Genomic DNA, 18889 nt, shown 5'->3' on the forward strand with positions numbered 1-18889 from the left:
GTGTTGAACAATATTTGCACATCCTTCTTTTTTTAATTTCATTTATATAAAAAATTGGCGAGAGCCGTGATTTTAATCAATGAAACTTCAATTTTTATATAAATATCTTACCCGAAATATTAAATTTTCTGTTCATGAGGCCAGGGAATTCCTCAAACTATGGCATTACCACCCTGAGCTGGAACTGGTGTATATTGTTGAAGGAGAAGGCACATTGTATGCTGGCGATTTTATAGGGGATTACAAAAAAGATGATATTTTTATTCTGGGACAAAATGTACCTCATATGTTCTATAGTAAATATTCAAATGAAAATACTAAAATTTCAAAAGCTTATGTTTTTCATATTAATGAATCCTTTTTAAGCAGAAATAGTAAAGACTTGCCTGAATTTTCTTTTTTAAAACAAATTGTTACAATAAGCAAAAGGGGTGTTCTATTCCGACAGCCGGAAAATATTCACATTCGGCAAATATTGGACAACATTGACAGTGAATCTCATTCCGAGAATGCTCTTAATGTTCTTAACATTTTACTGAAATTATCCAGGTATAAAACCTATACGAGCCTCGGAAGTTTAACCTGGTTGAATTATTATAAAATTTCAGAAAAAAGAGTGAATGATGCAGTTGAATATATCATGCTGCATTTTAAAGAAGATATTACCCTAGGCAAGGTAGCAGAAAGATCTGGTATGAATAAATCTGCTTTTTGTAGATATTTTAAAAAGAGTACCGGCAAACCGTTTATTACCTTCTTGAATGAGTTTCGAATAAATTACTCCTGTAAATTATTACTTGAGACATCTCCCGTAAAAACAATTTCTGAAGTTTCGTACCTGTCAGGATTTAACAGCCTTTCTTATTTTAATAGAACCTTTAAAAAAATCAACAAGGTCTCCCCTAGCCAGTATCAAGCTATGAAGAGCAACGCCTTATATCAGGAATAAATAAGAGAAAAAGCATATAAATAATGAATTCTCAAGAATAAATGGAAGTTACTTCTTCAGAAATCTTCTTATCATTTCTCTCACCCTCCCATGAGCAGATCCAAAGACCTAAATCATCTTACGGGCTACATCAATATTCTTCATTATAAGTCCTCTCCTTTCAATCAGTTTCTCTTCACCCTCGAATTAACCGATGAGCTTCTGGAGGAGATCAACAGAGGTTAGTTTTCGCTTTCAAATTTCTCTACTGTCTCTTCGTAGTTCTCTTCCTGTTCTTCTTCTTCCTTCTTGATCTTTTTACCTAAATAAACCAATTGGTATCCGCTGTTAATTTCCACTTCTGAACTGTGGGATGGGATAATCCTTAATTCGCCGGTATCGGTCTTTACAAAAAGCGGAATAATGTCGGGATCGGTTTTAGAAATTTCCAGTAAACCTTCATAATGCGCCCTGCTGTTGAGTACTACCTCATGAATGGTGGGATAGCTTCTGGCCACTTCAGTTAATTTAATATAATCATCGGTGTGAGAAAATAATCCTTCGGAAGGATTTGTCTCCGGATCATTCATTTCATCCGAAGAAATAAGCCTGAAAGAGCCCTTTTCCCCATACTGGTTGGTAAACTTGTTTATCGCAGTTTTATTGATATCACTGTTCCCGGTCATAGCCATGAGGTAACCAACATCATTGAGCTCAACATTGTTGAAAAGATCGTCTTCATAAACACTACCTGCAATAGCATCAAGGCCCAGATCCTTCGCCTTCATTACGTTATCACCATTGTTATCCATCAGCACCACATGCCTATTATTGTCTTGCAGGTATTTACCAATAAGCCTTGAAACAGAAGATGCGCCAATAATGAGAATTCCCTCTGCGTCTTTTACAAAAACACCTACCAGTTTAGCAAAGATGCGCGCCGTGGTGGCATTGAGCAGTACAGAGAGTAATACTACCATAAAGACCAGCGGAGTGATATATTCGGCTCCCGGAACTCCTTCCCTGGCCAGTTTAAGCCCAAAAAGGGAAGCAATACCGGCCGCAACAATACCACGGGGGCCAACCCAGCTGATAAAGGCAATCTCATTGGCTTTAAGATTAGAACCCAGGGAACTAAGAATAACCCCAATAGGCCGTACAATGAACACGACTGCCCCAAACAACATAGCCGCTTTCCAGTTGTAAATAAGTAACAGGTCAGAGATTTCGATATTTGCTGCAAGGAGAATGAATAGGATCGAAATGAGCAGTACGCTCAGAGACTCTTTAAAATAAAGCAGTTCCTTGATGTTTGGCAGGTTTTTGTTACCCATAACCATTCCCATAACCACTACTGCTAAAAGTCCGCTTTCATGGGCAAATGTATCGGCAAGTACAAATACCCCAAGTACCGTGGCCAGGGTGAAAACATTAAGCAGGTAGTGAGGTATTACGTTCCGCTTTATAAGCAGGGCCAGGATATGAGCAAAGGTGAAACCAAAGGTGAAACCAAATAGAATGATCTTCCCGAATTCTGTAAGCGCTGTAATAGTAAAATCCTGCCCACCTTCAACGCGAATAAATTCATACATCAAAACGGCAATCAGTGCGCCAATAGGATCTATCAAAATTCCTTCCCATTTCAGGATGGAGGAAACATGAGTTTTAAGAGGAATATTCCGAAGAATAGGTGCAATAACCGTAGGTCCTGTAACTATAATAAGCGACGAAAACAGGAAAGATATTTGCCACGAGAACCCGTATATAAAATGTGCTGCAAGCCCGGCGCCAAAAAAGGTAACTACAACCCCCACACTTATCAGCTTCACGATAACGGGACCAATATTTCCCACCTCGCCACGCCTTAAGGTAAGTCCTCCTTCAAAAAGAATGACCGCAATAGCCAGAGAAACGAAATAAAATAAGCTCTCTCCGGGAAATACGCCTTCTTCCCCATTCCAAATAGGCTCGAGCCACTTTGTTCCGTCATGGGAAATTAGTGTGGAAAAAGGGCCTACAAAAAGGCCTATAAGTATAAGCGGAAGAATTGCCGGTGTCTTTGTTTTCCAGGCAACCCACTGCGCCAGTATTCCCAGGATAACTAAGCCTGCTAGTTCTAACATGTGTTATTTACTTTTGTATAGAAATTAGCCATAAAGTTAACTTTTTATGCGTTAACTGCAGAATCTCTGTGATTCAGTACGTTTTGTTTCTTCGGAAGAAGCTAAGGAAAAATAATAATACGGCTCTTGTCAAAGAAATATTTTTCCAGTTTGGCAGGAATACCGCTTAGTACATTCTGAAAGGATTTTGACCCTTTTCTGGCCGAAACCAGCACCACAATATCCTCTTCCTGCATGTCCCTGCCCAAAATGAGAAAATCGTTCCACTCCTTGAAGATCTTATAGGTCACAGGAGAATCGCTCTTCATTTTTTTAAACTGCTCTGAAATTGCCATTTTTGACACCTCGTTGCAATAGATCACCACCGGGACACTAAGCTCTTTAGAGAGCACTTCTATCTTGCTTACCCATAAAGAGAAACCTTCTTCCTCTTCGGCAAGTGCCGGTACAACTAAAAACAACCGCTTATGGGTGGCAAGTGGCCTGCTAAAGTGAGTAATAAAGGAAGTTTTATTGTTGGCAGCAATAATGCGCTCCATCTTTTTGCCAATAAGTTTATCGATAAGCCCTTTTTCTGAAGGCCATCCAAAAATGACAAGATCGGCAATGATTTCCCTTGCCTTTCTGGCAATTCCATGCGCAACATTGTGATCTATGGTAGCATGTATGGTAACTTCAGCTTCGGCGGCAGATGCCTGTGAAACAAAATCTTCAAGTTTATTGGTAGCACGGGCAATATTAATTTCTGCTTCGGCATTATTGGGCACTACCGAAAGTATAGAAATGGGATTGGGAGACGCCTTATCCTTGATCAGGATTGCGAACTCAAGCAACTTGTCAAAATTCAGAATATTGGCAATAGGCAGTAAGATGGTTTCATTTTTAAAAGCTTCGGCGTTTTTTACCTCTTTTGAGAGATCTTTATCAGATTCAGCTTTCAGTTTACCTGCCGCCCTTTGTGTGGCAAGAGTGGCAACTATAGAGGTGGCCAGGATGAGGATAATTGTACCGTTTAAAATATTTTCATCTATGATCCCTGCGTTGAAACCCACAATGATCACGGCAAGGGTCGCCGCAGCATGCCCGCTGCTCAACCCAAAAATGACCTTTCTCTGAGCCGCCGAATATTTGAAGGTGATTTGAGTGAGGAAGGAGGCAAGCCACTTTCCTAAAACAGCTACTACCGTTAGGGTCCCTGCCACCAATAGCGCCATAGGCCCACTAAAGATTACACTAATATCTACCAGCATCCCTACACTTATCAGGAAAAAAGGGATGAACAGGGAATTCCCGATGAATTCTACCCTGTTCATAAGTGCCGAAGAATGGGGGATTAGCCTGTTTAGGGCCAAACCTGCAAGAAAGGCTCCTATAATGGGTTCCACTCCCGCCAGTTCGGCTAGAAACGCCGATATAAACACGACAGTAAGCACAAATATGTAGTGGGAATGCTTTTCATTTTCCATGCTTGTAAAGAACCATTTGGCTATTCGGGGTACAAGAAAGAACATAATGACCGAAAAAATTGCGAGGGAGATCCCCAGCCGTTGCCAAAATGCAGCATTGAGGGTGCCTTCATGGTTTCCCATAATTATTGCAAGTACAATAAGTACCGCAGTATCTGTAAGTATAGTTCCACCTACAGTGATCGCCACAGCTTCGTTCTTTGATACCTTCAGTTTACTCACTATGGGATATGTGAGCAGGGTGTGGGTAGCAAACATACTGGCCGTTAAAAAACTGGCGTTGAAATCGTAATTCAGAAGAAAATAACAAACAGGGAAGCCTATTCCCAGGGGAATGCTAAACGTGAAAAATCCGAAGAGAAAACTTTTATTCCGGTTTGCTTTAAACTGGTTCATGTCGAGTTCAAGACCCGCAATAAACATGATGTAAAGCAAGCCTATGGTAGAAAATAGATCTATAGCAGCACTTTGTTCCAGGATTCCTACACCATAGGGGCCAATAACAATCCCTGAAACAATAAGGATGATGATCCCGGGAATATTCAGGCGCCGTAATACAATGGGAGAAATGAGGATTATAAGCAGGATAAGCGAAAAAACCAGCACCGGATTGGATAGCGGCAATTCAAATTCATGTTTCAGCAACTCGAGGAATTCTTTCATATATTTCCAGTAAAGGATTTAAATGTAGTAGATATTGTCACTCTTAAAATAAAATTCCTGCAAAAAATGCTATTTTTAAGTGATTTTTGACAGAATCGATCAGCTTCATTGTTTTGAAGTTTCCTTTTTATTGAGTTAAACCCACACTAAAATATCGGCTTATGGAAGAATTCAATATTTTCAATCTACTTATAATCCTCGCCGGAGCATGGGTGGGTGGTGCCGCTGCAAAAAAACTGGGCTATCCTGCCATTTTAGGAGAACTGGTGATAGGTATTATTTTAGGTCCGGCAGTTTTAGGAATGCTCGAAACCTCCGAAATGATAAGCATTCTGGCCGAAGTTGGGATTATCCTGCTCATGGTATACATTGGTATGGAGATCAACTTTAGGGATCTCGGGAAAGCTTCCTGGCCGGGGCTCCTGGCAGCTATTGGAGGCTTTGTTGTGCCCTTTGGCCTGGGCTATTACACCATCATCCTCTTTGACGGAACTCAAATGGCTGCCCTTTTCGTAGCCATTGCTGTAGGTGTGACCTCGCTGGCTACAAAAAGTCGTATCCTGGTAGACCTGAAGCTACTCAACACCCGTATTGCATATGTTTTGATGGCTGGAGCCTTGATCTCAGATACGCTCGCCCTCATCATTTTTGCAGGACTAATGAGTTTTGTAGATGTAGGGAATATTGATACTCTTGGCCTCACATGGGTAGCAGGTAAGGCTATTTTGTTCTTCATATTTACTGCTGTGGGAGGAATCTATCTTCTGCCTCTTTTGGGAAAAACCCTTAGCCGTGCTAAGATTAAAGACCGTACCCTGCATTTTACCCTTATTTTAATCATCGTATTTGGTTTTGCCGAACTTGCCGAACTTGCAGGACTTCACAGCATTCTTGGAGCGTTTATGGCCGGGCTTTTCATAAGGGACGGAGTTTTTAACAGGCAGATTTCCAAAGAGATCAATGACATCTTTCACGATGTATCTATCGGGTTTTTAGCACCTATATTTTTTGTTTCCGCAGGATTTAACGTTACGCTAGACATTTTTCAAACCGATCTTTGGATGCTTATCGCAGTAACTTTAGTAGCCATGATTGGGAAAATTGGAGGAACTGCTTTGTTCTACCTGCCCAGTGGCTACGGCTGGCGCGAAGGTCTTACTGTAGGAACGGGAATGAACGGTAGGGGCGCAGTAGAAATTATTATTGCAGGTATTGGACTTGAAATGGGTATCATTTCTGCTGAAATCTTCTCCATCCTCGTCTTTATGGCTATTTTCACCACCCTTACAGTTCCGGTCTTCCTTACCTGGACCACAAAATGGCTCAAAAATCGGGGGGAACTTATCCATCAGGAATCCAGGAAAGGCTTTCTTATCCTGGGCGCAAATCCGTTGGGAATACATCTGGCTAAGCACCTCGCAAAAGAAAACGACGTTACTCTTGTAGATTCTAACCGCGACATGGTAGAGCTGGCAAAAAATGAAGGTTTAAATGCCATTTTTGGAAACATTCTGAAAGAAGAGACTATGGAACAGGCACATGCCATAGACAAAGGCACTTTTATTGCGCTCACCGCCAACAGTGAGATCAATCTGCTGGCAGCACAACTGGCCAACGATTCCTTCTATATTCCGAAGAAAATTGTGCTCATGGATCCCAAAGAATCTGGTGCGGGCGTAGATCTTCTTGACAGGATAGACGCTTCGTCAATGTTTGCCGCAAAGACAAAACTTGATCCGTGGACATATAAATTGAGTAGCAACAGTGCAGCAGAGCATGAAATTCTTATAGAAGAGGAAATGTCTACCCGGCAATGGATTAAAGAACAAAAAAAGCAGCAAAAAGATTTTCTGCCTATTTTAATTATTAATCCCGAAGGCCAGAAGCGACCTTTCCACTTCCACGACACCATAAGTCCCGGTGAAAAAATAATATATTTACAGTGAATTTATTCAGGAACCCTAAAATCACCTAAAAATTCATGAAAATATATCCTATTGAAGCCGGTAATTTTAAGCTGGATGGAGGTGCCATGTTTGGTGTGGTACCAAAATCTATCTGGAATAAAACCAATCCGGCAGATTCAAATAACATGATCGATATTGCCGCCACCTGTCTGCTCATTGAAGATGGTGACCGGCTTACACTTATCGATACCGGGATGGGAGATAAGCAAAATGAGAAATTCTTTGGCTACTACTATCTCTGGGGAGATGACAGCATTGATAAATCCCTGAAGAAACACGGGTTTACAAGAGATGATGTCACCGATGTTTTTATGACGCACCTGCACTTTGATCATTGCGGCGGAAGCATACAATGGAATAAAGACCGTAGCGGTTATGAACCGGCATTCAAAAATGCCACTTTCTGGTCCAATAAAGAACACTGGCAGTGGGCAACCCAGCCTAACGCCCGGGAGAAAGCTTCTTTTCTGAAGGAGAACATACTTCCCATGGAAGAAAGTGGCCAGTTGAAATTCATTGAAAGACAGGGAGGAGCATATCAGGAAAATTCTGAACTCGATTTTGGAATTCTTTTTGTAGATGGTCATACCGATAAGCAGATGATCCCCCACATCAAGTACCAGGGAAAAACGCTGGTATTTACGGCCGATCTTTTGCCAACCGCGGGTCACATTCCATTGCCTTTTGTTATGGGATATGATACCAGGCCTTTACTTACGCTTCCTGAAAAGAAGACATTCCTGGAAACGGCTGCCAAAGAAGATTTTTATCTTTTTCTGGAACACGATGCCCATAACAAGGTGATAAAAGTAAAGCAAACCGAAAAAGGAGTACGATTAGACGAAGTATATACATTTAACGAAATATTTAATTAGAAAATTATGAAGATCCCAATTTACAGGCCTTTTTTGGCAGCCGGAATGGCCGCTATTCTGGCAGCATGTGGCAGCTCGGCTCCCGCAATTGTTTCTACGCCTATTGAAAATATTGATGAAACGCCGCTAAAGGTTTCTGAACTTACAGACGTTGAACTAAAAGGCTGGGGTGGAGCCGATCTTGTTTCAGATACCATTCCGGGTATGAGCGTGCAAAAAGCTTACAGCGAGATCATCAAGAACAACAAAGGCAAAAAAGTCATTGTAGCCGTTATTGACAGTGGTGTTGATATAGAACACGAAGATCTTGACGGGGTGATTTGGACCAATGAAGACGAAAAACCCAACAACAATCGCGATGACGATAACAACGGTTATGTTGACGACATTCACGGGTGGAACTTTCTTGGTGATGCAGTAGAAGAAAATCTTGAATATACCAGGATCTACAAAAAGCTGAAATCTAAGTACAGCAGCATACCTGCAGGTGCTGTAAAGCCCGAAAATCAGGAAGAATTTGAGCTTTATCAGCGTGCAAAAGCCGAGTATGACAAAGAATACAACGAGACGCTTGGCATGAAGAACCAGTACGAAGGTATTGTGCAACAGCTAAAGGTATCTCATGAGGCGGTATCTGCTAAAATCGGCAAAGAAGATTACACTTTGGAAGAGTTGAGAAATATGGAAGCAACTTCCGAAGAAATGCAGCAGTACAAAGGCTTCTTGAGCCAGGTAATGAGCAATGTTAAAGGTACTATCCCAGATGCAATTTCACAACTGCAGGAGGCTATAGACTACTTTGACGGCAGGCTTTCTTCTCACTTCAATCTAGACCTTGATGCCCGTGCCGCGGTAGGTGACGATGTTGATGATATCACAGATACCGACTACGGAAATGCAAATGTAATGGGCCCAACACCAGATAAAGAAGACCTTAAACACGGTACCCACGTGGCAGGTATTATTGCTGCTGAAAGAGACAATAAAATTGGTCTTAACGGGGTTGCCAACAATGTAGAGATCATGGTACTTAGAGCCGTGCCTGATGGAGATGAGTATGACAAAGATATTGCTCTTGCCATTCGCTATGCTGTAGATAATGGTGCCAGCATCATCAACACCAGCTTCGGAAAATATTTCTCTACCCACCCACAATGGGTAAGAGATGCTATAAAGTACGCCGATGATAACGATGTACTTATTGTGAACGCCGCCGGAAATGAAGGATTAAACCTTGACGAAAATGCGGTTTATCCAAATGATCAGGATCCTGAAAATCCAAGTGAGATTTCAGATAACTTCCTTACTGTAGGAGCTCTTAATTATGAATATGGATCTGGCCTTATTGCAGGTTTCTCTAACTATGGTAAGACCAATGTTGATGTATTTGCACCAGGAACAAAGATCTGGTCTACTACGCCAAATAACGAGTATGAGTACCTACAGGGAACTTCTATGGCAGCACCTGCAGTAGCCGGCGTTGCAGCTGTGATACGTTCTTTTTATCCAAAATTGACCGATGATCAGGTTAAAAGAGTGATCATGGAAAGTGGCCTTACCAGCAATGCCACTGTAATTATTGGCGGAGACCCGTCAAATACAATGAAATTTAATCAATTATCAACTTCAGGAAAAATGGTTAACCTTTATAACGCCCTAATCCTGGCAGATAAATTATCAAAATAAGCACGAATGAAGAAAGGAATATTGACACTGGCATTTTTATCATGCCTGGCAGTAACTGCCCAGAATAGTACCTCTTACTGGCAACAGGAAGCCAACTACAAGATGGATGTTGACATGAATGTTGACAACTTCCAGTACACCGGGGAGCAGGATCTCGAATATACCAACAACTCTCCCGATACGCTAAAAAGGGTATTTTATCACCTGTTTTATAACGCTTTTCAACCCGGAAGTGAAATGGATATCCGTTCGCGAACCATCGCAGATCCAGATCCTCGTGTAGGAGCAAGAATTGCGAATTTAACTCCTGCACAACAGGGTTACCTGCGTGTAAATACCCTTACCATGAATGGGAAATCTCTTCAGTTTGAAGAGGTGGGAACGGTTTTGGAAGTAGAACTTGCCGAACCAATATTACCCGGAGAAACCGTGATTTTTTCACTAAAATTTGCAGGACAGGTTCCCGAACAAATCCGTCGTGCAGGAAGAAACAGCAGCGAAGGTGTGGCTCTTTCTATGGTGCAGTGGTTCCCAAAAATGGCCGAATACGACTTTGAAGGATGGCATGCCGATCCTTACATTGGCCGTGAATGGCATGGGGTATGGGGAGACTATGATGTAAAGATCAATATTGATAAAGACTACATTCTTGGTGCTTCAGGAATCCTTCAAAATGCCAATGAAATTGGGTATGGCTATCAGGACGAAGGTGTAAAAGTAAAGAGAAAAAAAGCTGATAAACTTACCTGGCATTTCGTTGCTGAAGATGTGCTCGATTTTGCCTGGGCTGCCGATCCTGAATATATTCATGACAAAAGAACGGCTGCCGATGGTACCGTGCTGCACTTCCTTTATAAAAACAAGCCCGAAATTAAGGAGAACTGGAAGAACCTGCAGTCAAAAACCGAGGAACTCCTTTTGTACTTTAATGAGCACATAGGGCCTTACCCGTGGCCACAGTATTCTGTGATCCAGGGAGGAGATGGCGGAATGGAATATGCCATGCTCACCCTTATTACCGGCGAAAGGAATTTTGGAAGCCTTGTAGGCGTGACCGCTCACGAACTTGCCCACGCCTGGTTCCAGCACCTGCTGGCTACCAACGAGAGCAAGCACGAATGGATGGATGAAGGCTTCACAAGCTACATTTCTGATCTTGCCATGAACGAAGTAATGGACCAGAATCAGGAAAATCCTTTTGAAGGCTCTTACAGAAGCTATACCCGTTTGGCAACTTCGGGCGCAGAGCAGCCACAAACCACCCATGCCGACAGATATACGTACAATGCAGCTTATGGTGCAACGGCCTATTCAAAAGGCTCAGTTTTTCTTTCGCAGTTAGGTTATGTTATTGGTAAAGAAAACCTTCAGAAGACCTTAAAAAGGTATTACGATGAGTGGAAATTCAAACATCCAACACCCAATGATTTTATTAGGGTTGCCGAGAAGGTTTCGGGTGCAGAGCTAGATTGGTATTTAACCGATTGGACGCGCACTACAAACGTTATTGACTACGCCATTCAGGCGGTAGAAGAGGAAGGCGATCAAACCAGGGTTGTGCTCATTAGAAATGGTGAAATGCCTATGCCTGTTGAGCTGCAAGTGAACTATAACGACGGTACTTCCGAAGAGATCTATATTCCGTTGCAAATGATGCGCTGGGAAAAACCAGGATTTGATGAAAATCAGACACAAGAAGACTGGGCGTGGGCTTATCCTACCTATTCTTTTATGCTGAATAAGCCAAAATCTGAAGTTTCTTCTATTGAGATTGACAGCAGCCAGATGATGGCCGATGTGAATAGGAAAAATAATGTTTACCCGAAACCACAACAATAAGAGGTTCCAAAAATGCCATTTTTGACAGGTATTTTTACCACTGAAGAGAATGACATTCAGAATTAAATACACCTGAAATATATTCGGGTTAAAGAAAAAGAGGCTTTAAACGGCCTCTTTTTTTATTTCATAGGTTTAGACCCTGAGATTCTTTGTTAAATACTTTTTTATATAAAGGTTATTGTCCGGGGAAAGAGTAAAGATAGCTTCATTGCAAGAACCAGGAACTAGGAGCCAGGACTTTACCCAACCAACTAATAAATAACAATATTCTGTTTCAATAAAGTTCCTAAATATTCAGAAACTAAAAACCATCCTTTTATACCTTTAAATAAACTGAATTATTGGTGAATTCTTGGCTTTAGCTCCTGTTTGATATATTTAATCGGACAACATTGATTTATAAATGATAATTTTACCTCATGGATGAAAGCTTCGGAAAGAAGGAAAAATTAAAGAGCAAAGTTCTTATTGATAAACTTTTTGCTGAAGGCCAAACGGTCAAAAAATATCCCTTGCTTTTGGTGTACACCCGGCTTCAAAACCCTTCAGAAAAGGTAAATAAGGTAGGGGTTTCAGTTTCTAAGAGAAACTTTAAACGCGCGGTTGACAGAATCAAAATTAAGCGGCTCATGCGGGAGGTTTTTAGAAAAAATAAGTATCTTGTTACCAGTAATTTAGCCCATAATTATGCGGTAATGTTGATCTATACCGGGCGTGAAGTATGGAGTTATGCCGATTTATCGCGCAACGGCGAAGAACTTCTGAAAAGATTTGTGGCGCAGGAAAAAATGAAGGAACATGAAAAAGACCCTCTCTAAAATAGCATTTTTTGCAGCCCTTCCGGTGCTGCTATTTACTACAGTAAGTTATAAGTCAGATTTCTTTGAGATCGCCAAACAGTTGGAGATTTTCACCACGTTGTTCAAAGAACTCAACATGAACTATGTGGATGAGACCAATCCTGCAGAATTGATGGATACCGCCATAAACGCGATGCTTGAAGATCTTGATCCTTATACCCATTACTGGAATGAACAGGAAGTGCAGGCGGCCAGGATAGACAATGCGGGAGAATACACCGGCATAGGTGCCACAGTAGGCATAAAGGCCGATAAAATTGTCATTTTAGAGCCTTATAAAGATTACCCTGCCGATAAAGCCGGTTTAAAAGCCGGAGATGAAATTATAAAGATTGGGAATATTTCTGTTGAAAATTTTAGCGAAGATGCGGGAGAATTGCTCAAAGGTGCACCAAATTCTAAGGTAGAACTCACTTTTATTCGCCAGGGAGAAACCAAAACTACCACCCTTACCCGTGGTGCTGTTGAGATCAAAGCCGTACCCTTTTATGAGCTACTGGAAGATAAGACCGGGTACATTGTGCTTTCTCAGTTTAACCGCAACGCTTCGGCCGAAACGGTGAACGCTTTAAAAGAACTAAAAGAGCAGGGGGCAGAAAAGATCATTCTTGACCTGCGTGGAAATCCCGGCGGATTACTTTCTGAAGCTATTAACGTGACCAACATTTTTGTGCCACAGGGAGAGTTGATCACCAGTACAAAATCGGCAGTTGAAAAGTATAATCAGACGTTTTCAACAACCAAAAAAGCTATAGATCCGGAAATTCCCCTGGCGGTATTGATTAACGGCCGCAGTGCCTCTGCCAGCGAGATCGTTGCAGGTGCATTGCAGGATTTAGACCGCGCGGTGGTCATTGGAGCCCGCAGCTTTGGTAAAGGCCTTGTACAGCGGCCCAAAGACCTCACTTACGGCACTCAACTAAAGGTTACTATCTCAAGATATTACACGCCCAGCGGCCGTTGCATACAGGCACTCGATTATCGTCACCGCGATGAAGAAGGGAATGCAGTGCGTTATTCGGAAAAAGATTACAACGAATTCAAAACCCGGAATGGAAGAAAAGTCTATGACGGCGGCGGTATATCACCCGATATTAAACTGGAAACTTCGGAATTTAGTGATGTTACAAATGCATTACTGTTCGAAAATGCCATTTTTGATTACGCAACAAACTACTATTACACTCATAATTTGAATTCTCCTGAAGACTTCAGCTTTACAGAAAAAGATTTTTCAGATTTTAAAGCGTATCTAAATACCGTGGGATTTGAATACCAGACGGCTACAGAAGAAGAACTGCAGGATGTTATTGATGCTGCCAAAAAAGAAGGTTATCAACAAGATCTTTCAGCAGCGTTGAAAAGTATAGAAGAGGCAATTTCAACTTCAAAGGAACAGGCTCTAAACAACAAAAAAGCTGAGATCATGAGCCTTATTTCAGAAGAGATCATCAAGCGGTATTTCTACAAAGAAGGGCTTTATGAATACTATGTAAAGAAAAATCCTGAAATCCTGAAGGCAAAGGAAATTCTTCAGGATAAAGCTCAATATCAGAACATTCTAAAAGGTTAATTCTTTATCATGCCTATGTGAGGGATGCCATCTTCAAGATATCCTTCCCCTGTTTGTTGAAACCCGTGACTTTCGTAGAATTTGGTCAGGTAAGTTTGAGCAGATAATTTAATTTTTTTGGTGCTGTATTGCGCTTCAATAGCTTTTATAGAAGCTGTGAGGATTTGGTGAGCATAGTTTTTTCCACGATGAGTTTCTTTGACCAGCACACGGCCTATTGCAGCCTCTTTAAAGTAAATACCTGGAGCAAAGAGTCGGGTGTAGGCTACGAGATCTTTTCCGTCAAAGCCCAGCACATGCAGGGCTTTTTGATCTTTTCCATCAATATCCTGGTAAACACAATTTTGTTCCACCACAAAAACTTCAGACCTAAGTTGCAGGATTTGATACAACTCATGCGTAGTCAGGTCTTCAAAAGTGGCAATTTTTAACTCCATTATTTACAGGCAATCTTTTCTACACGACGGCTGTGACGGCCACCTTCAAATTCGGTATCAAGAAACACCTGCACCATCTCAACAGCCTGTTCTTTTGAAGTATATCGCGCAGGGATACTAAGTATATTTGCGTTGTTGTGTTCTCTTGCCAGGGCAGCGATCTCTTTGATCCAGCAAAGCGCCGAACGAACCGACTGATGCTTGTTTGCAGTCATATTGGCCCCATTACCGCTCCCACAGATGATGATCCCAAAATCAACTGTTTTATTCTCCACATCCTGGGCTACTGGATGAACAAAATCGGGATAATCTACACTTTCTTCAGAATCGGTACCGTGATTGATCACTTCAATATTTCTTGATTTCAGGTAATCAACAACAGCGGTTTTATATGTAGTACCGGCGTGGTCATTTCCAATAGATATTTTCATAAGAGGCAGGTTTGATGAGCCACAAAGGTAAAAATTTGAGTTATCAACTTCTATTTTAGCGTTTGTTAATTAAATGTTACAAGATCTTTAAAACTAAGCCTTTATAAAAGTTCATAATTTGTTTATAAATGGAGACGAAAAAATCAAAACGAAATTTGGATTGTTCAGCTAAAAATCGAATATGAAAGAATTACCGAGACATGGAAATTTTAAACTCACTTTTTCCCGGGAAGTTTTCAGCAGTCAAAATTCACTTCTGAACATTAGATTAAGGGAAAGTTATTAAATGATTAAATTCACATTTCATTATGAACAGTTGTTAAGAAAAAGTAAAATTTCAGTAGTAATCAGGGGCTTACCTGTAGCTGCTGCTGTTCATAACTTGTTACCTCACTACTGCTGACCACAAATCCAAAAAACTTCAGAAAAAGTTATTGTACATATCAACAGACTATAATACTCCATCATTTTAATTTTTTTAAAAAAGAAGAAAATATAAATACTATTATAACTGTTGACAACTAAACGATCTTTAAAGGAGCAGGATCCTGAATTGAACCTGTCTATGATCTCCCGGGCGCGATCTACGTCTAGTGGGTGGATTTTGAGGTGAATTCCGCCCAGGGCGGTAGAGTATAAAGGGAAGACGTCAAGCATAGTCTCGTTTTGAAAGAAATGTTCAATACCTTCCTGCTGGAGTAGCAACTTGAGAATTGCGTATTCATGGCGATAGGTAAAGATCGCAAGAGTGATGAAATTGGTCATAGCAAAGTCATTGCTATTAAGATATTACTTTCTAGTGGAAAGTGGAAGAAATTTTTCCAGGAAAAGAACCTGGAACCGGCGTATTTAATGTGCGGTTTATGGAGGCGACAAAAGTGAGAACACCAATCACAAAAATCAGGATAAAAACTACAGTTATTTTGGTTGATTTATTCATTGAGTGATATGCTGAACATAAATATTCGACACCAACAAAATTAATATAATTTTAAGATATCTGAGTTTTAAATGTTAATTTTTTCTTATCAATAGATTATCTTATTGTGAATGATTCCTTCTTGTGAATTGAAATTACTATAAATTCAAGGGAGATATAAATTATAAGGCTTAATTTTATAGCTTAAATTTTGAAATGAGTAAAAAGAAATACAAAAATAATAAAAGTACCAGCCTCGAAAGTGCAACCCAAAGAATTCTGGGGATAATGCGAAAGGAATCGGGGAAGGATTTTAACTATAAACAAATAGCAGCAAAACTGGGTGTAGATGATGCTTCCAGCAGGAATAAGATCATTCGATCTTTATCTCAATTGGCTGCAAAGAAAAAAATTGAAGAGGTAGACAGAGGCCGTTATCGCATTAACAGCGATGTTGACCGCTACCGTGGCATACTTGACATGACTGCTAAAGGCAGTGGTTATGTGGTGGTAGAGGAGCTGAATGAAGATGTTTTTATCCCTTCCAATAATATCAATAAAGCTTTTGACGGTGACGAAGTTGAGATCTATGTCTACAAACGTCGCCGCAACAAAAAATCTGAAGGAGAGATCACCGCGATCCTTAACCGGAAGAAAACAAGATTTGTAGGAGTTTTACAGCTGCAGGAGAACTTCGGATTTGTGGCCATTCAGGATGGTAAAATGTACACTGATATTTTTGTTCAGAAGAACAAAATTGGTGAAGCAAAGAACGGGGATAAGGTAGTGGTTGAAATGGATGAATGGCCCGAAAAAGCCGATTCTCCTTTTGGTCATGTAGTGCAGGTTCTTGGAAAACCGGGAGAGCATCATACCGAAATTCATTCGATACTTGCACAATACGGGCTTCCGCATGAATTTCCGCAAGAAGTGGAAGATTTTGCCCAGGGGATAGATACCAGCATTCAGGAAGACGAGATAAAGAAAAGAAGGGATATGCGTGAAGTTCTTACTTTCACTATTGACCCTAAAGATGCAAAAGATTTTGATGATGCTTTAAGCTTTCAGCAATTAGAGAATGGCAACTACGAGATAGGAATCCATATTGCCGATGTCTCTCACTACGTGCAGCCGGGAACCATACTCGATGAAGAAGCTTTTAACCGGGCAACTTCGGTGTATCTGGTTGACAGGGTAGTACCCATGTTACCTGAAATCTTATCCAACAACGCCTGTTCGCTGCGACCAAATGAGGAAAAATATACATTTTCGGCTGTTTTTGAATTGACCGATAAAGGCGTGGTCAAAGACCAGTGGTTTGGCAGAACGGTAACTTATTCAGATGCGCGATTTGCCTATGAAGAGGCGCAGTACATCATTGAAACTACCGGGGGTGATATTCCTGCGGAAATTTCCATTACCGGTGAAAGTTATAGGACCGATGATGCTATAGTTTCGGCCGTTCTTAAAATGAACCAGATCGCCGAAGTGATGCGCAAAAAGAGATTGGGAGATGGAGCAATTTCTTTCGATAAAGTAGAGGTGAAATTTGAACTCGATGACAAAAATGAACCTGTTGGCGTGTTCTTTAAAACTTCTAAAGAAGCCAATAAACTCATTGAGGAATTCATGTTGCTGGCCAATAAAAAAGTGGCTGAATTTATTGGAAAACAGAAACCTAAAAAGACCTTTGTCTATCGTTGTCATGATGAACCCGATGATGATAAACTTGCTGCCCTGCAATCGCTGGTGAGCAAATTTGGCCACAAGCTCAACCTTAAAGATCAAAAACAAATATCGCAGTCCCTCAATAATCTGCTGCAAGATGTACAGGGAACCAAAGAGCAAAACCTTGTAGACACCCTTACTATTAGGACCATGAGTAAGGCCTATTACAGTACCGAAAATATTGGGCACTACGGGCTTGCCTTTAGTCATTATTCCCATTTTACTTCGCCAATTAGGAGGTATCCAGATGTTATGGCCCACAGGTTGCTCCAACACTATCTTGACGATGGTAAGTCGGCACCCGAAGAAGAATACGAATCTAAATGCCAACACAGCAGTAACATGGAAGGTCTGGCAACCAGTGCAGAGCGCGATTCCATCAAGTATATGCAAATAAAATTCATGCAAGATCACAATGACGAGGAGTTCCTGGGCGTTATTTCAGGAGTTACCGAGTGGGGGATCTACGTTGAAATCATGTCTAATAAATGTGAGGGCATGGTGAGACTGCGTGATATCAGGGAAGATCATTTTGATTTTGATCAGGAGCAATACGCTATTATTGGCCGAAATACAAAGAAGGTTTACCAGCTGGGTGACGAAGTATATGTTACAGTTAAAAATGCCGATCTTGTAAAAAGGCATTTAGACTTTAATTTAATTGGAACCAAAGATGAAGTTGAAAAGCAAGACTAAAACAGGAATATTACTGCCATTTTTCATGATTTTCTTTAGCATGTCTCTCCTTGCGCAGGATGTAAAGGAGAAGCTGGGGAATTTTGCTGAAGTAAAAACATTCAATGCCGTAGAAGTAGAGATCATTCCTGCTGCCAAAAATGAAATTGTCATTACCGGTCACAGCAAGAATGATGTGAAGTTTGAGATCGTTGAAGACAGGTTGGAAATCCGCCTTTCTTTAGACAATATCTGGTCTAAGAACAATACCAAAATTACGCTTTACACCAAAGATTTAAGCACTGTAGATGCCAATGAAGGTTCCCTGGTAAGGGTTTCGGGAGAAATAAAAGGGCGGGAGCTCACCTTCCGAAGCCAGGAAGCAGCCGATATTCAGGCTGCACAGGTAAACGCTCAAAAAGTCAATGTAAAATCTATTTCCGGAGGAATAGTTACCCTTGATGGCAAGGCAAAAGAACAGGTTGTGGAGGTCAATACCGGGGGGCATTACTACGGAAGGGATCTGCGTACCCAAAACACCGAAGTTAAAGCCGGTACTGCCGGTAGAGCCGAAGTTCATGCATCAGATTATGTGAAGGCTACAGCCAAACTTGGCGGCACTGTAGAGATATTTGGAAACCCTGCTGAAGTAGACAAAAAAACCAGCCTGGGCGGAAAAATTTTATAAGTGAAGTAAAGTTCTATCTTTGTGAAAC

General features: G+C 41.0%; 15 protein-coding genes. 10 read left to right on the forward strand and 5 right to left on the reverse strand.

All coding sequences use genetic code 11. The annotated features are described in order from the left end of the window. Positions 1 to 79: 79 nt before the first annotated feature. Both OQ279_RS11920 and OQ279_RS11925 read left to right on the forward strand, forming a co-directional pair. Positions 80 to 949, forward strand: a complete 870-nt coding sequence (locus OQ279_RS11920; RefSeq protein ID WP_266070156.1) for an AraC family transcriptional regulator — start codon at positions 80 to 82, stop codon at positions 947 to 949. Between the two features lie 90 nt (positions 950 to 1039). After that, positions 1040 to 1174, forward strand: coding sequence for a hypothetical protein (locus OQ279_RS11925; RefSeq protein ID WP_266070157.1), 135 nt, complete (start codon positions 1040 to 1042; stop codon positions 1172 to 1174). Here the strand turns inward: OQ279_RS11925 and OQ279_RS11930 are convergent. Together OQ279_RS11930 and OQ279_RS11935 are read right to left on the reverse strand one after the other, a co-directional pair. Further along, positions 1171 to 3051, reverse strand: a complete 1881-nt coding sequence (locus tag OQ279_RS11930; RefSeq protein WP_266070158.1) for a cation:proton antiporter — start codon at positions 3049 to 3051, stop codon at positions 1171 to 1173. The two genes, OQ279_RS11925 and OQ279_RS11930, sit on opposite strands and share 4 nt — an antisense overlap. 101 nt (positions 3052 to 3152) lie before the next feature. Continuing rightward, a complete protein-coding gene (locus tag OQ279_RS11935) occupies positions 3153 to 5180 on the reverse strand; it encodes a cation:proton antiporter (protein ID WP_266070159.1) in 2028 nt (675 codons plus the stop codon). A gap of 161 nt (positions 5181 to 5341) precedes the next feature. On the opposite strand from OQ279_RS11935, the gene OQ279_RS11940 reads away from it, so the two are divergent. The 6 genes from OQ279_RS11940 (at position 5342) to OQ279_RS11965 (ending at position 13983) form a co-directional block, all read left to right on the forward strand. Beyond that, positions 5342 to 7126, forward strand: a complete 1785-nt coding sequence (locus OQ279_RS11940) for a cation:proton antiporter (RefSeq protein WP_266070160.1) — start codon at positions 5342 to 5344, stop codon at positions 7124 to 7126. A 35-nt stretch (positions 7127 to 7161) separates the two neighbouring features. Further along, entirely contained in the window at positions 7162 to 8022 is an 861-nt protein-coding gene (locus OQ279_RS11945; RefSeq protein ID WP_266070161.1) for an MBL fold metallo-hydrolase, read from the forward strand. Positions 8023 to 8028: 6 nt separating this feature from the next. After that, a complete protein-coding gene (locus OQ279_RS11950) occupies positions 8029 to 9708 on the forward strand; it encodes a S8 family serine peptidase (RefSeq protein ID WP_266070162.1) in 1680 nt (559 codons plus the stop codon). 6 nt (positions 9709 to 9714) lie between these two features. Then, entirely contained in the window at positions 9715 to 11547 is a 1833-nt protein-coding gene (locus OQ279_RS11955; RefSeq protein WP_266070163.1) for a M1 family metallopeptidase, read from the forward strand. A 422-nt stretch (positions 11548 to 11969) separates the two neighbouring features. Then, positions 11970 to 12368: a ribonuclease P protein component gene (rnpA, locus tag OQ279_RS11960; protein WP_266070164.1), complete on the forward strand. Its 399-nt coding sequence runs from the start codon at positions 11970 to 11972 to the stop codon at positions 12366 to 12368. Then, the gene (locus tag OQ279_RS11965; protein WP_266070165.1) at positions 12349 to 13983 is read left to right on the forward strand and encodes a S41 family peptidase; all 1635 of its coding nucleotides are present in this window, start codon (positions 12349 to 12351) and stop codon (positions 13981 to 13983) included. Before rnpA ends, OQ279_RS11965 begins: the two co-directional genes overlap by 20 nt. Here the strand turns inward: OQ279_RS11965 and OQ279_RS11970 are convergent. The 3 genes from OQ279_RS11970 to OQ279_RS17915 form a co-directional block, all read right to left on the reverse strand. Beyond that, positions 13980 to 14420 (reverse strand): GNAT family N-acetyltransferase, encoded by a 441-nt coding sequence (locus OQ279_RS11970; protein WP_266070166.1) that lies wholly within the window; start codon positions 14418 to 14420, stop codon positions 13980 to 13982. The genes OQ279_RS11965 and OQ279_RS11970 overlap by 4 nt on opposite strands. Beyond that, positions 14420 to 14851, reverse strand: a complete 432-nt coding sequence (gene rpiB / locus OQ279_RS11975) for a ribose 5-phosphate isomerase B (RefSeq protein WP_266070167.1) — start codon at positions 14849 to 14851, stop codon at positions 14420 to 14422. The genes OQ279_RS11970 and rpiB overlap by 1 nt, the downstream gene beginning before the upstream one ends. 393 nt (positions 14852 to 15244) lie before the next feature. Next, entirely contained in the window at positions 15245 to 15616 is a 372-nt protein-coding gene (locus tag OQ279_RS17915) for a putative signal transducing protein (RefSeq protein WP_306419787.1), read from the reverse strand. A gap of 370 nt (positions 15617 to 15986) precedes the next feature. Here OQ279_RS17915 and rnr point away from each other — a divergent pair, with 370 nt between their 5' ends. Continuing rightward, positions 15987 to 18194, forward strand: a complete 2208-nt coding sequence (gene rnr / locus OQ279_RS11985) for a ribonuclease R (protein WP_266070168.1) — start codon at positions 15987 to 15989, stop codon at positions 18192 to 18194. Beyond that, complete coding sequence (locus OQ279_RS11990; RefSeq protein ID WP_266070169.1) at positions 18172 to 18861, forward strand: head GIN domain-containing protein; 690 nt, start codon at positions 18172 to 18174, stop codon at positions 18859 to 18861. Before rnr ends, OQ279_RS11990 begins: the two co-directional genes overlap by 23 nt. The last annotated feature ends 28 nt before the right edge of the window (positions 18862 to 18889 follow it).

Origin of the sequence: Salinimicrobium profundisediminis, from assembly GCF_026241755.1 — a bacterium.
GTDB lineage: Bacteria > Bacteroidota > Bacteroidia > Flavobacteriales > Flavobacteriaceae > Salinimicrobium > Salinimicrobium profundisediminis.